General features: G+C 53.6%; 8 protein-coding genes and 2 pseudogenes. 4 read left to right on the forward strand and 6 right to left on the reverse strand.

Translation table 11 applies throughout. The features are described from left to right. Positions 1-373: 373 nt before the first annotated feature. From MED193_RS21250 to MED193_RS21260, 3 genes are all read right to left on the reverse strand, one after another. Positions 374-1,804 carry an amidase family protein gene (locus MED193_RS21250; RefSeq protein ID WP_009811843.1) on the reverse strand — a complete coding sequence of 477 codons (1,431 nt, stop codon included), beginning with the start codon at positions 1,802-1,804 and terminating at the stop codon, positions 374-376. 171 nt (positions 1,805-1,975) lie between these two features. Then, a complete protein-coding gene (prpE, locus tag MED193_RS21255) occupies positions 1,976-3,868 on the reverse strand; it encodes a propionate-CoA ligase PrpE (protein WP_009811844.1) in 1,893 nt (630 codons plus the stop codon). Between the two features lie 401 nt (positions 3,869-4,269). After that, entirely contained in the window at positions 4,270-5,355 is a 1,086-nt protein-coding gene (locus MED193_RS21260) for an FRG domain-containing protein (protein WP_009811845.1), read from the reverse strand. A 474-nt stretch (positions 5,356-5,829) separates the two neighbouring features. Here MED193_RS21260 and MED193_RS21265 point away from each other — a divergent pair. Then, positions 5,830-6,279: pseudogene (locus tag MED193_RS21265) on the forward strand (IS30 family transposase); the annotation flags it as partial. Between the two features lie 78 nt (positions 6,280-6,357). Here the strand turns inward: MED193_RS21265 and MED193_RS21270 are convergent. Further along, positions 6,358-8,703, reverse strand: coding sequence for a methyl-accepting chemotaxis protein (locus tag MED193_RS21270; protein WP_039966528.1), 2,346 nt, complete (start codon positions 8,701-8,703; stop codon positions 6,358-6,360). 797 nt (positions 8,704-9,500) lie between these two features. Between MED193_RS21270 and MED193_RS21275 the strand changes: the two genes are divergently transcribed. Both MED193_RS21275 and MED193_RS22735 read left to right on the forward strand, forming a co-directional pair. Next, positions 9,501-11,882 carry an ATP-binding protein gene (locus MED193_RS21275; protein ID WP_009811849.1) on the forward strand — a complete coding sequence of 794 codons (2,382 nt, stop codon included), beginning with the start codon at positions 9,501-9,503 and terminating at the stop codon, positions 11,880-11,882. A gap of 402 nt (positions 11,883-12,284) precedes the next feature. Then, a pseudogene (locus tag MED193_RS22735) lies at positions 12,285-12,425 on the forward strand (integrase); the annotation flags it as partial. Between the two features lie 138 nt (positions 12,426-12,563). Here MED193_RS22735 and MED193_RS21280 read toward each other — a convergent pair. After that, complete coding sequence (locus MED193_RS21280; RefSeq protein ID WP_009811851.1) at positions 12,564-13,499, reverse strand: DMT family transporter; 936 nt, start codon at positions 13,497-13,499, stop codon at positions 12,564-12,566. 74 nt (positions 13,500-13,573) lie between these two features. Between MED193_RS21280 and MED193_RS21285 the strand changes: the two genes are divergently transcribed. Then, positions 13,574-14,488, forward strand: a complete 915-nt coding sequence (locus tag MED193_RS21285) for a LysR family transcriptional regulator (RefSeq protein ID WP_198133874.1) — start codon at positions 13,574-13,576, stop codon at positions 14,486-14,488. Between the two features lie 221 nt (positions 14,489-14,709). Here MED193_RS21285 and MED193_RS21290 read toward each other — a convergent pair whose 3' ends face one another. After that, a complete protein-coding gene (locus MED193_RS21290) occupies positions 14,710-15,099 on the reverse strand; it encodes a hypothetical protein (protein ID WP_009811853.1) in 390 nt (129 codons plus the stop codon). Between the last annotated feature and the right edge of the window lie 35 nt (positions 15,100-15,134).

Consider the following 15,134-nt stretch of genomic DNA (forward strand, 5'->3'; position numbering starts at 1 on the left):
TCAGATGGATAGGGCGCGTTTTTGCTGGGGGCGAATGAAAACACTTCGTGCGAAATGCGATCACGTTTCTGTGAGGAGGGCTGGCCTAACCCGCCTTTCTTGATGCATTCTGGTCATAAGGCAGCTCCCGTTGGGCAGCAGGTGCCCCTCGGCGCTGTCCCAGTAATATACGACGACTTTGGCTCTTTGGCGGAAGGCAGTCGTGCGTGAAAGAGTTTTCATGGTTTGAAAGGTGCCGGGAGTGGGTCATCCACCTCCCGGTATCCTTTCTGCTTGGTCATTGTTCAGACTTAACAGTCTGCGCCTGTTGAACCCGCAGCCCGGAGCGGTTCCTGTCGGAAACACCCTCTGTTTGCAGTTGACCGAAACTCGCCTAGGCCATGAGATCCCAAAGATGCGGGCTAAAGCGACCAACGCGTTGCTCAATTGCGATACAGGCGTCCACGGCCATATCTTCACGCCAGCGACGCGAGACAATCTGCACGTTGATTGGCTGAGGTCCACTGGGCAGCGGCGCCAGTCGGGCAGGGACGCAGCCCGCAGGCAGCCCAAGAAAGTTCATCGCATAGGAATAAACAGCACAGCCCAACACCTCATGTACCCCTTCAGCGCCTTCGGTATCGCGGTTGGGTTTGAAAAAGGGCTGCGGCAGAAATGGGGTGAGAACCAGCGGATAGTCCTGCATAAACAGGGACCATTCACGTGCATAATGGCTGCGTTTGGCCATCATCTGCAACAGCTCGGTTCCAGCAAAGGGCGGGAATTCTTGGAAGTAAACTTCAAAGATCTTTTGAACGGTCTCAGACCCAGCGGCGTCGACGTCTTGCTTCATCATGGCGTAGACTTCGCCCATTAATGCGCGGTAGCCCGTACGGCCTGCGTCAAAGACATTGGGGGGCTCGACTTCTTCGACGACATAGCCTGCGTCAACGAGGGCATCGCGTGCGGTTTCCAGGGCGAGGTTGACCTCCGGATGCAGATCGTAGCCATGGCAGTTACGCGTGAAGGCGACCTTGATCGGACCTTCCTGGGTTTCTCCACGCCAGGGCAGGGGCACATGAAAGGGGTCGCGTGCGTCCGGCTCTATCAGTGAGGGCATAGCCAGGTGAAGATCCGCCGCCGAGCGGGTGATCAGCCCTTGAACAGACATGGATTGCGCCAGTATTCCGCGTTCAGCCTTTTGGCTGGGATTCCAGGCAGGGACACGACCCAGGCCTGGCTTTACCGTCACTGCGCCATTGGCTGCGGCAGGGAAGCGAAGCGAGCCACCGATATCGTTGCCATGGGCCAGGGCTCCGATGCCGGCCATGACGGATGCCCCAGCACCACCCGAAGACCCTCCGGGTGAAATATGACGACCCCAGGGGTTATGGGTGCGGCCAAACAGCGGGTTGTCAGTATCAGCACGAAAGGAAAACTCGGGCGTATTGGTCCGACCAATCACCACCGCGCCAGCCTTTTGCAAGTTGGCCACCACAGGGGCGTCCGCCGGTGCAATCAAGTCCTTTAATGCGGTCACCCCGTTCGAGGTGGCGTGACCTTCCTGATCAACATTGATCTTGATGGTGACCGGCAGCCCCTGCAGTGGTCCCGGAGCGGCCCCGGCAGCGCGGGCTTTGTCGAGGTCGCGTGCGCGACTGACTGCCTCAGCGCTCAGGTCTTCGACCACTGCGTTGAGTTGAGGGTTCACTTCAGTCATGCGGTTGAGGGAAGCCTGTACCGCAGTTTCGGCGGAAATATCGCCAGCGCGGGTTAGGGGGGAAAGCTCGGTTGCGCTCAGGCGCCAAATTTCGTCTGTGTTCATAATGCTCTTCTCCTGCGCGGCAGGGTAGAGCGACAGGACAGGGTTGCAAGGAAAACCAACTCAGAACCTGTTTGTTGATGAAAAAACCCGGCAGAATACTCAGGATAGTTAAGCAATGCCGCAATATTTGGTCGAAAGGTCAGATGACCCCTCGACCAAGCCTGTGTTATTTCAACCCTTTGCGAAGCCAAGCCCCTGAAGAGCGGTGGTGATCTCATCGAGAATCACTGGGTCATCAATGGTGGCGGGCATTTTCCAGGCGGTGCCATCGGCAATATTGACCATGGTGCCGCGCAGGATTTTACCTGAACGTGTTTTGGGTAGGCGATCCACAACCACGGCCAGTTTGAAGGCCGCCACGGGTCCGATCTTATCGCGCACCAGCTTGACCACCTCTGTGATGATTTCGCTTTGGTCACGCTCCACACCTGCATTGAGGCACAAAAAGCCCAAAGGTGCCTGACCTTTCAACTGGTCGGCGACGCCAATCACCGCACACTCCGCTACATCCGGGTGACCTGCGAGCACCTCTTCCATGGCACCCGTCGACAGGCGGTGCCCGGCAACATTGATGACGTCATCAGTGCGGGCCATGATATATAAGTAACCATCCTCATCCTTCATGCCTGCATCGCCGGTCTCATAATAGCCGGGGAATGTGTTGAGATAGCTCTTCTTAAACCGAGCCTCTGCATTCCAGAGGGTTGGCAAAGTGCCCGGGGGCAGCGGCAGTTTGATGGCGATGGCCCCCAGCTCACCAGCGGGAACAGGATGGCCGCCTTCATCCAGAATATCGACCTCGTAGCCGGGCATTGGCACCGCAGGGGAACCCAGCTTGGTGGGCAGCTCTTCAATGCCGAGCGGGTTGGCCGCAATCGACCAGCCCGTTTCCGTCTGCCACCAGTGATCGACAATCGGGACATTCAGCTTGTTCTGTGCCCAGGTGATGGTATCGGGGTCAGCGCGTTCGCCTGCCAGATAGACTTGGCCTAGGCAGCTTAGGTCGTATTTCTCAACAAATTCACCTTTGGGATCTTCCCGCTTGACCGCCCGGAACGCTGTGGGCGCGGTGAAGAAACTCTTGACCTTATGCTCAGAGATCACGCGCCAGAAGGTGCCCGCATCCGGTGTGCCGATTGGCTTACCTTCAAAGACGATGGTGGTGTTGCCATGGATCAGGGGCGCATAGCAGATGTAGCTGTGACCAACGACCCAGCCCACATCCGAAGCCGCCCAAAAAACATCTCCGGGATCAACATTGTAGATGTTCTTCATGGTCCAGTTCAGCGCAACGAGCTGACCCGCCGTGTGGCGGATAACGCCTTTGGGTTGGCCCGTGGTGCCGGAGGTGTAAAGGATATAGGAGGGGTGATTGCCCTCAACTGGCACACATTCCGCAGGCTCCACACCATATTGGAAGCCGTGCCAATTGACATCCCGTCCCTCTACAAGTTCAGCAACCTCTTGTTCGCGCTGCAGAATGACGCAGAATTCAGGTTTGTGCTCGGCCAGATCAATCGCGCCATCGAGCAGGGGCTTGTAATGTACTACGCGGCCTGGCTCCAACCCGCAGGAGGCGGCGATGATCGCCTTTGGGGTCGCATCGTCGATGCGAACAGCCAGCTCGTTGGCTGCGAAGCCGCCAAAGACCACGGAATGCACGGCGCCAATGCGGGCACAGGCCAGCATGGCTTCCAACGCTTCGGGGATCATCGGCATGTAGATGATCACGCGGTCCCCTTTTTCGATCCCTTTGGCCCGCAACGCTCCGGCCAGATTGGCCACCCGGTTGCGCAGCTCCACATAAGAGATCTCACGTTTTGTATGGGTGATCGGGCTGTCATAGATAATGGCGGTTTGCTCACCGCGTCCGGCCTCTACATGGCGGTCAACTGCGTTATAGCAGGTATTGACGCGGGCGTCGGCAAACCACTCATACAGGCCCTCGCCCTTATCACATAGCGCTTTGGTGGGGGGCGCCACCCAGTCGATTGCCTCAGCTGCTTGCATCCAAAAGGCTTCAGGATCGGCTTTCCAGTTGGCATATATCTCTTTGTATGACATCGGCGTCCTCCACGCGTTTTGTTCCAAAAAGAGTTATGCCTAAGCACGCAGCTGGAGCAAGCAATCATGATAACCCTGCGTCACAGAGTGGCAACAAATTTGCACAATGGGCCAATGAGAGCTGCAAATTTTTGCAAACTAACTGTTATCATGGGTATTCAAGCAACTTTTCCCACTTTTTGCAAATATGCAAATCTTGCTCAGCTAATTTCTTTGACCCATCGCCCTGAGCCGGGCCTTTCAAGTGATGTTTGTAGCTGTAGCGGGACACTTCGCGTTGCAGTAAGGGACACTTCCCATTGCAGCAAATTATTTTGCCTTTTTGAGCAGATCGTCGAGGGCTGCTCCCAGCCCAAAGCGTACTTGGGTACTCAGAACCTCGAGCGGCTGACAGCAGAAAATCAACCATAATTGATCCCAAAGTGCTTGTGGAGCTGAATTGCCTCTAACGCGGCTCCATGTGGGCCGGGCATGAGTGTCGAATAGCTTATATCAAGGTCCTTGAGCCGTTGAGGAATACGGACCGCGTCACTGTGGGGCAATGTCAACAGAAGTGGCCGGCCGATATGCTCTTTCAAAAGATCTATATAATCTTTACCGTCGTCGTTGGCAGTAAGGTATGCATCTAGAGGCAGAACCTTTTTGGCCTCCACGTCGACATCGTTCCACATGTCATCAGACTGGAACCTCATGTTGTGCAACGTAAATACCCCATTCTGTCTGGCGATATACGTGTTTTGAAAGCTGGCCGCCCTGACCACTTTGACGACGCCAAGCAGTTCGCACATTTCCAAATAGTCCAATGGGATTAACCAAACACCTATACGTTTTTCATATCCTTTGGGAATTGGAGCAATTTTTGCACATGCAAAGAAAAGCGCTTTCAGCGGGTTTGTTGACCAATCGAGCAAACGGGTTGGTACGCCGTGGTGCTGCGCAATGGAAAGTTCGTGAAGAAGGTTTTCGCTAGGAAAGTTGCTCACATTGAAGTGCTGTCCTCGAGGTCCCAGTATATTCACAGCCTCTGTCGCCGCAAAATTCTCGAATGTTTGGAGTAGCGCAATGCTTTCTTTTGAAAGGAGCGCAGAACTGTAATTCAAGCCCGACAAAAAGGATGCAAAAACACTTGTCTCGAACTCAATGTTGGCTCCACTGATATATCCATTCAAAAAGCTGTCGTACTGATCGAACGCCTTCCCTCTACCCTCCTCAGGGTGTCTAAATATCGTGGGAAGTAGTTCATGCTCGGCGTCTCCGTGTCCGCGAGCCAGAAATTTCTTACGCTTTCCATGAATGTTTGAGGCAAATGTGTCAGCAGTCGGAAGCAATGCCTCTAGGAACGGCTCCGCGTCATCAAAGGCGTAATGAAGATGGGTGTCTCGGAGCTCAGGCGCAATCCCGCCAACATGGAAGCTCTCATCTAATTTTCGGAAACTGCGAAATATGACCTGCAGTTGTGCTGAAAATTCATCAATCGAAATTCTCATTAGGAGCCGCCACAAATAACGTCGAGTTGTTTGGTAGTATCATCTGATTAGAACAGCTGGGCAAGTGACGAACTCGTTCAGAGAGATGCTTCGACGCTCCAGCCCGATGCGTGCGAAGCGACTTTGCAAAGTCCGTTTTCTGCACAGAGCGGCCTTTCCAAAGGGACCCACGGGATTTGTGGTTCCCGGCCTAGGCCAGGAACTCCTTCTTCACCCTGCTTTTGGATACTCCTTTGATAGCGGCTCTATCTGCCGCCGCATCTTCCTGTCCAGGGGCATGAGGTACTTGTGCCGTTTGAGGTGGACACGAGGAAGCTGTTTGAAGCCCAGAGATCGGGCGTATTGCGGATAGTCCATTCCCAGCCGCTTGATGCGGAGGCTCATGCTTCGACCGTGAACCAGCTCGTCTCCGATCTTGTAGACATGGGATTTGACACAGCCTTCATAGATCCAGTTTTGCAACGCCGAGAGCGGGAGGGTGACCTGATCGCGGGGTCAAGCAACAGCTACATCGCCACGCTGGTAGAACGCCATTCCCGCTTTGTGATGCTGGCGAAGATCGAAAACAAGGACACACAAAGCGTCATCGCCGCCCTCATCAAGCAGGCGCGCAAGCTTCCCAAGGACCTCTACAAATTGCTGACTTGGGATCGTGGGTCCGAGATGGCCAGTCATGCGAAGTTCACTATGGCCACCAAGATCGAAGTTTACTTTTGTGATCCTCAGTCTCCATGGCAGAGAGGCAGTAACGAAAATACCAACCGTCTTCGCAGACAATACTTCCCCAAAGGCACTGATATATCAGGCTTCAGTCAAGCTAAACTCAGCGCCGTTGCACGCCAGCTCAACGAGCGCCCCAGAAAGACCTTGCAATACCAGACCCCAGCAGAGAAATTTGAAGCCTGTGTTGCAGCGACCCGTTGAAACCGCAGCAGGAAGTAGACATTTGCAATGTCGCGACAGACAAGGCTGTCGCGACGTCTGACTCTGCAATCTTCAAATTCAGAAATCTTGCCAAGCACCCGAACCTGCCCCATTGGTCCCGGTTGCCAATTCTGGCTGCTCAGACAGTTCAAGATCCCATTCATCTGCGCCATGTGCCGAGGGTACTGGCGCTAAATCATCAGCAGTTTCAACTGTGTTCTTAGAACTCCCAGAGATCTGGAACTTCCCAACAAGCTTGGTCAATTCAGCCGCATCACTTTTGAGCAAATGACTGGCAGCGGTCGCCTCTTCAACCATCGCGGCATTTTGTTGAGTGACCTGGTCCAATTGAACCACTCCTGTGTTGATTTCACCTAATCCTGTGGACTGTTCGACGGCCCCCCTGGAAATGTCAGTCACCAAATTGGAGATATGTCCGACTCTTTCGACGATGCTCCGCAAAGCTTCACCCGCTCGACCCACCAGATCAACACCGCGTTCTACCTGCTTGGAACTGTCACCAATCAGCGTCTTTATCTCCATTGCTGCGTCTGAAGATCGCTGGGCCAAGGCCCGTACTTCAGAGGCAACCACCGCAAATCCACGTCCCGCTTCGCCCGCACGAGCAGCTTCCACCCCAGCATTGAGTGCCAAGAGGTTTGTTTGAAATGCAATGTCATCGATCACTCCGATGATCTGCGAAATATGGGTTGAAGATTCTTCTATCTCGGTCATCGCTGCAACTGCATTTTCCACCACTACACCACTGATTTCGGCCTCGCTCTTGGCTTCGTTGACGATCTTTTCAACGCTGCGCGCTCCCTCTGCGGCGGATTTGACGCTCGTCGTCATCTCTTCCAGAGCAGCAGCGGTTTCTTCGAGGGTTGCGGCCTGACTTTCGGTTCGGTTCGATAGATCATCCGACGACTGGCTGATTTCGGCGGCCCCATTTCCAATGCTTCTCGCGGCATCAATCACTTGTGCAAGTGTATTGCTCAACGTTTGAACGGTTGTGTTAAAATCAGCTCGCAGCTTTTCATGCTCATCAGAGAATGCCTCATCAATGCTTCTCGAAAAATTCCCCTCCGATAGGCGCAACAGTCCTGAGCTCAGAACTTCCACGACATGTTGCTGCTGTTGCTGCTGTTGCGCGCGATCCTCTTCTGCACTGCGCGCTTGTTTTAGATCACCCTGCATCGAAACAAGTGTCTTGCCGATCTGGCCAATTTCATCTCCCCGGTTGGCCTCTTCGACGTCAATGTCCAGGGCACCGGAGGCCACCGATTCCATATCTTGACAGATACGGCCAATCGGTCTGGTTACGGATCGTGCAAACAGCGAACCAAAAAGCGACATTATGATAGTGATACCCATTCCGATCATCAGCAACTTATTACGCTGTTGCTTTACCGGCCCCATAATCTCGACGATATCCTGTTCGGCTACGATGGCCCAGTCAGCATAGCCAAGATCCAAAGGTTTGGCATAGGCAGCGACCTGCTGCCCTTGCAGGCCAGTATTTTCGGAACTGTAGGTGCTTTCGCCGGACTGAGCCGCAGTCAAATGGCCAGTTGCAGGTAGGGATTGCAATACTTGATAGCCTGCTTCAAATCTTGATGTGGTGCGTGCCAGATTGTCCTGGCCGACAATAAAGATCTCAGTGGTTTCACCAAGCCCATCAGGATTATTAACAATCTCACCGAGCATGGCGACTGGGATCTGCAAGGCAACAACGCCCAGAGCCACACCGTTTGCATCCTCTACTGGTGTTGCGATGAAAGCGGCAGCGGCTCCAAAACTGGGTTCATAGGGTTCCATGTCTGTGAAATACACTTCGCCAACTTGACCGTTAATAGCTTGGCGAAACAGCACGCCAAGACCCGAGTCCTTATAGGCGCCACTGATCAAGCTGGTAGCATAGTCCAATTCCTTGAAGACAGAATATATGATATCGCCATTAGGGCTGATCAAAAAGGCATCATAGTAGCCTTTTGTTTCTATGAGTGTTCGCAACCCTGGATGATATTTCCCATGTTCAACATGATAGGCTTGATCCCCGGCGGCTCGATTTAGCAGGTGTTTTTCACCTGTCTGATTTGGATTATTGTGGATATAGGCTGCAGTCAAAGCAGAAGCAGCCCCCTCCATTTCTGCCCAGGTTTGCCCAAATGCAGACAGGGCGTTCCCCGTCGCAGGAGACGCTCCAAGGGTCAAGAGATCTGATCGAATGCTATTCATCAACTGTTGGACGGCAGCCCGGCGATCCGCAACCATCGAAGACATTTGTTGTTGGACGTTTTGAAAGGCTTGGCGCTGAAAACTAATGAGGCTGACCACAATTAGAATGGCTCCGATAAGAACACTGAAACCTACAATGAATAATGGAAGCTTCTTCGAGAGCTGTACGGACTTTAGATTCACCATTTGGAACTCCACAAACTAACCAAGCACACCTTTGAGTTGGCAGTTCAAACATTAAGAAGGCGCAAACTGCAATCATGGGGTGATTTGAAGGATTGTCTGGATGTTCATAGGGTGGAAATAAGCGTCAAATCGATACTTTCATGGGTTGCTATACGTGAGCTCCAGCAGCTCACCCTCCTTAGACGTGTACGCAAAATCCGCCACGATTTGGAAAAAATGATTCGGCCTCTTGGACAAGCTCTCTCCGAAGTACAAAACGAGGTCAGAACATGAGGCCGCCGCGAAGCGATTTGTGAACGGGCTGCTACCTCAAGACACTGCATGCGAGCAGCCAAGACATGTGACCCTTCACTACAGAAAGTTTCACAGATAGAAATATCACCACTGGACTTCTCAGGTGTTTTGGAAGGCAGCTGACAAATCATTTCTGAGCAGTTCTCGCTGCAGACATCCGGCCAGTTTTGGAAAGGCCGCTCTGCGCAGGAAGCGGGCTTTGCAAAGCCTGGTGAACAGTCCTAAGCTGACCATTGTACGACACCCTTCTAAAGACCATTCCCAGGCCGAAGCGGACCTAGTATTTTCGTGAGGCTTCCCCTGAGCTCAATGCAGATCCGGCAGCTAGGTTGTCTCGCTTGGTGCATGCGTGGCCACTCCCGGCCGGTGCTGAAACCGGAAACCGCGACGAAGATATTTTATCTGGTTTGCTTACAAGGAAATATGTCACCGTGATAAACCACTTTACCGTTTCGTAAGGCGCTCTACCCATAGTTGACAGATTGTTTCGAGAGGGCGCTATTGTGTCGGTTAAAGATCTTCTTTTCTCGGTTCTGCAGACTCAGCAAGATCCGGCTTTTATCTTGCGATTAGAAAATGAACTGACGCTATCTTCTGCGAAGGTCGTCTGGGGCAACGCTGCTTTGTCCAGAATTTTTCATCATTCGCACGAGACTTGGCAACACCGGTCTCCTCTGCTTTTTCTCGACGAGGCCACGACGGATTTTCTACAAAAAGGCCTGAAGGAGCAACAGGCCAGCCCGATCAGACTCCGAAACGCTCTAAACATACCGGTTGCAGGGCAAGATACTCTGTGTTTCGACCTCGAAGTGACTTTCCTTGCCCAGGAGAACATCGAAGACACGCACGTCTTTGGCCGCTTTGTGGACGCCACGGAACGCAAACAACTTCAAACTCGCATGAAGACAGCACAGGCAGAAGCCGAAACGGTAAAGGCCCGTTTCGAACACGCTATTAGTTCTATTCCAGAAGGTTTCGCGATGTATGATCGCGACGATGTTTTGGTGGCGTTCAACGCAAAATACGCAGAGCTTTACAAGCACACAGAGCCAGCCATCAAAGTGGGGGCCACGTTTGAATCCATCATGCGATACGGGCTTGAACACGGGCAGTACCCTGAAGCGAAAGGGCAAGAAGAGGCTTGGCTTGCGGAACGCCTGGATCGAGAAAATAGGAAACGCGCTCCAGTCGAGCGCAGGTTGCCGGGCGGCAAGTTTCTCCGCATACAGGAAGTCGAAAACGAGCGAGGTGATCTCATTGGGTTGCGCTCGGATGTGACGCAGTACTACCAGCAACAACAGGAGTTGGAGCAAAAGGCCAAGGATCTTGCTAAGGCAAACGAAGAGGCTGAGGCAGCAAGTCTGTCGAAAGACAGGTTTTTTGCCCGTATGAGCCACGAACTGCGGACGCCGATGAATGGAATTTTAGGCCTGGCAGAGGTGTTAGAACACACTGCTCTAAATCCGCAGCAACGCTCCTACCTGAAGACCATCTCAGGATCGGCGACCAGCCTTCTCAGTATCATTAACGACATTTTGGATTATTCCAAAGCGACGGAGGGCAAGTTCACCTTTGCCAATGAGCGGTTCTCGCTAAAGGATACCATTTATGAAGCCGCAGGCCTTATTCAGCCGCTTGCGCATGATAAGAATTTGGACTTTTGGATTGAATACCCCCTGACAGTGCCTACCCATTTCTTCGGGGATAGTGCGCGTGTCCGACAGGTTCTCCTCAATCATCTTGGGAATGCGCTAAAATTCACCCAAAACGGGCATGTGGGTCTGCGCGCAGCGTATCAGACTGTTGATGGCGACGCACAGCTCTCTTTGTCGATTGTGGACACAGGTCGCGGGATTCCCGAGGAACAGATGGACACGTTGTTCTCGGCCTATGAGCAAGCCAATCAGGAAACGGAAATTGCGGTGGAAGGAACCGGGCTGGGCCTGGCGATCTCCAAAGCTCTTGTCGAGCAGATGGGGGGCGCAATCCATGTCGTTTCCACAATTGGGAAGGGGTCGTGCTTTACCGTGTCCCTTGCCTTGCCTGCCTGTCCTGTATCGGGCCTAAAAGGAAAAGATCGGCAAGTCCCGGCCCAAAAGCGTAATGTGGCACTTGTTGGCCCACGGACTGAGTCAAATATGGTTCTGACTAAAAACCTGGAAGCACTGAATTGCCGCGTAGTTGCGTTTGAAGATGCTGACCAGCTTTTAAAGGACTGTGATCAATTTCATGCTGTTGTGTGGGATGGCGATCACGTTGATTGCTCCCGGCCTCCTGCAAAAAAAGTGCTCGACCGGCAGACTGGCCAGTGCACACATGCCTTAATGGTCTCCACACCTATACGGTATTCCTCTGCTAGACCTGAAGCCGCCGATTTTGCAGCGACTTGGCTCAAACCGGTACGAAGCGAGGAAATCGAACAGGCCCTCCGTCCCGAGCTGCTCTCAGGATTCGATCGGAGTGGCGACAATGAGAAGACGGCCAATTCCATGCCTTGTAAAAACAGTATCGGCTATGGGCGGGTGCTTGTCGTTGATGACAACAAGACCAATCGGTTGGTGGCTGGAAAACTGTTAGAGACAGTTGGCGTTATGGTAGATTTCGCAGGTAATGGGTTAGAGGCGCTGGATTTGTACAAAGCGCTAAGACCCAAGACCATTTTTATGGACGTCGCTATGCCTGTGATGGACGGAATTCATGCGACGTCACACATCCGAAAACTTGAGTTGGATCTCGGGCTGGCGCCATGCAAGATCTTTGCGCTGACAGCAAATACGCACAAAGAACAAGTAGATTTATGCCTCAAATCCGGAGCTGATGGCGTGATTGGAAAACCTGTAAAACGAAACGAACTGATAGAGGCTATCAGTCTTCCAAGCGCTTGAAATACTGCAGGAACCGACCCGGACAGAGCTGATGTTCTCCGAGCGTTGAATCACGAAGAACTGAGAAGTTTTGTAGTTCATAGTAGTGGGATTGTGCAACTCGGAAAGTAATGATCTTCAAATTGGGGGCCCATGCATGCAAATACAGGGCGGCTAAACACAATAGATGATACCAAAATCAGAATTAATCTTATCATTTATGTCTTACTCCATAAATCGTCATGTGAAATCGATATAACTTTGAGCCGCTATCAAAGGAGTATCCAAAAGTAGGGTGAAGAAGGAGTTCCTGACTTAGGTCTGCGACCAATGAATGCGATGGCAACTATGTCCGCTCAGCCGACCTAGACCTACTGCCTCAGTCCCGGTTTGGTACGCTGGTGCGGCGAACAGCGGCAATGCACAGATCACGATATGAAGGTGATCTGCGATCGCCTCAACAACACGCCCCGTAAATGCCTCGGATGGAAAACACCCGCCGAAGTCTTCCGCGAAAAAATGATGGAGGAAATGGGTCGATCCGCCTACCCTCAGAAGGAATAGGAGTCGCGGTTCAAGTATCGCTCACATCCGATACTTCATGCCTAACACTCCATCTTTCCAAAAGACTAGAGTGTTGCGACGACCCGTTGAAACCACAGTGTAGAGCACTCTTTTGCTGCATCTGCGCCAATGCCTGTTTTATTGACCCAAGGAGTGCCCCCTACTTTTCAAACCGCGTAGAATATGGTTCGAAAACCAGCGCATCGCTGGTCTCCCGACAAGGATCAGGGCCAGACCCAAGGTGACCAGTATAGCCGACACGATCTCTCCCGATCCGGTGGTTTCGCCAAGGACAAGAATACCAAGCCCGAGCGTCACGACCGGGATGAGGGCGGGAAGTGTCGCTCCGGCGACGGGTCCCAGCAGTTCGGCGGAACGGTTGAAGGCATAGATGGCGACGACACTGACAAGAACGCCCTGAAACCCGGCTTGCATCAACACATCCGCTATCGGAGCTGCAAGAATCTGTTTGGGCAAGGCCGCGAGATAGACGGGCAGGTAGAAAACCGCCGACCCCACCGCAACGATTGCGGTTGCATTCAGTGCCGGGACGGCAGCGCAACGGACTATCAGGGTATAGCTCGCCCACATCGTGCCGGTTCCGATCAGGATCAGGTGGCCGGTTGTGATGGCTCCGCCAGACCGCGTGAAGAGGACGATCCCCGTTGCCGTCACCAACAGTCCAGTAAACCGCGCCGCCCCGATCCTGTCGCCAAAGATCGCCCGACCCAGCAGAACAGAGACGATGGCCATCACCCCCGGATTGAGCGCCCCCGCAGCCGCTGCGGGGGCGGTTTTCATGGCCAAGGAGATCAACAGCACGTAGGGCGCTCCGAACATGACCACCATCGCGACAAGACCGATCAGCCCCAGCCGGTCGGTCCCGGTGCCGCGCCGCAGTGCGACGGGCGCAAGGATTAGCGCAGCCACTCCGAACCGCAGCATGGTCAGGTCATAAGCGTTGAGGCTCGTGGTCACACCAAGCCGCAGCATGACCAAAGACCCCGACCAGACCGTGATTGCTACGACCGCCCAGGCAAGACCCGAAAAGGTATTCAACGATGTGATTGACATGCCATATTCTCCTTGGTTGGTCGGAGACTAGGCTTTGATTTCTGTTAAGAAAAACGATATAATCTGACATTATGATGCAGAAAAACTCAACATCAGACATCATCATGTGTCGCGAGACAGCGAACCGGACGCTCAATCTGGATGCGCTGCGCAGCTTCGTCGCCATTTGCGAAACCGGATCGTTTCGGCGCGCGGCGGCAAGGGTGCATAAATCCCCCTCGGCCGTCAGTCTCCAGATCGGTAAGCTCGAAGAACTGCTCGGCGTCCGTCTGCTGGACCGGGATGCGCGCCATGTCGCGCTGACGGATCAAGGCGGGACGTTGCTTGGACAGGCCCGTCGCATTCTGGGGATGAATGACGAAACCCTTGCTCTGTTTCGTCGGTCTGCGCTCGTGGGGCGTCTGTGCCTGTCCGCGCCGCATGATCTTGGCGTGTCCCTTGTGCCTGGCCTGTTGCGGCGTCTGGCCGAGGTTCATCCGGGCGTTCACGTCGATGTTCGGTTGGGGACGAGCGACGCTGTGCAGAAAGGTATCACTGACGGCTCCGCCAATCTGGCCCTGTTCAACGATGTCGGGGCATCCGCGATCCAAGCTCATGATCTTTTCTCGGAGCCACTGAAATGGCTGGTTTTGGATGGCGGGCAAGCGGTTCAGCAAGACCCGCTCCCCCTCGCCGTGGCAGACGTGGGATGCGCATGGCGTGATGCAGCTCTGAACGCGCTCCAGACGGTGGGCCGAGCTTATCGGATAGCCTATTCGAGCGATACGTCTATGGGACAGGTCGCCGCCCTACGGGCTGATCTCGCCGTAGCTGCTTTACCACTGTCGCTGGCGGACCGCGACTTGATTGAGGCCCCGTCGCACTACGATCTGCCACAACTGCCGCTCACCCATATCCGCGTAGCCGACGATGGCAGTGAACTGGCGAGGGCCTTCGTCGAACTGGTTGCAGCAGACATGCGGCCCCGCCCGCGTGTCGCCACGGAGTGAGTTGGTAGCACCGCACTGTCTTGAATGCAGCCATTCGAACAACACGCAGCATCGGTCAAAGAGGGCTCACTGCCGCCGTTCGCCGCGCCAGCGCACCAAACCGGGATTGAAACCGCAGGTCAAGGTCGGCTGAGCGGACGGAGCTGCCGTCCGTTGCAGTTGGACTAATGACCGGTTCGGTTCCGAGCGGGGTAGTGTCGAGCAGCCCGAGCAATCAACGACTATCTGGCGAACATTACAGTTATCACCAGCGCTGCAAGTCCGATTGTCCAAGCATCAAAAAGAAACATTGGCCAGCGGTTGAATACGCCAATAGTTATTGGAGAAAGAAGCCATGGAAGCGGCCCATTTGTCCGCTCCGAAACTCTTCTCCGCACTCGAATGGCAACAAACGCGGACAAAAGGCCGAAGATGACGAACAGATAAGGAAAAATTGTAGAGGTAGCCAAGAGCGCTAGGACACCAAACATGAAAGGTAGATCAAGCTTCATGTCTTCCTCGAGGTTACCCTTCTTATAGAAGGGCGGGAAGCTGCTGCTGACTTGCAATGCCAAGATCAGGTAGCTGAAACCGAAGATGCCGACTAAGAACGGAATGGAGGAAATACTCATTGGCCAGTCACACTTTTGATCCGAATCTCTGTGAA

This window comes from Roseobacter sp. MED193, assembly GCF_000152965.1.
Taxonomy (GTDB): domain Bacteria; phylum Pseudomonadota; class Alphaproteobacteria; order Rhodobacterales; family Rhodobacteraceae; genus Pseudophaeobacter.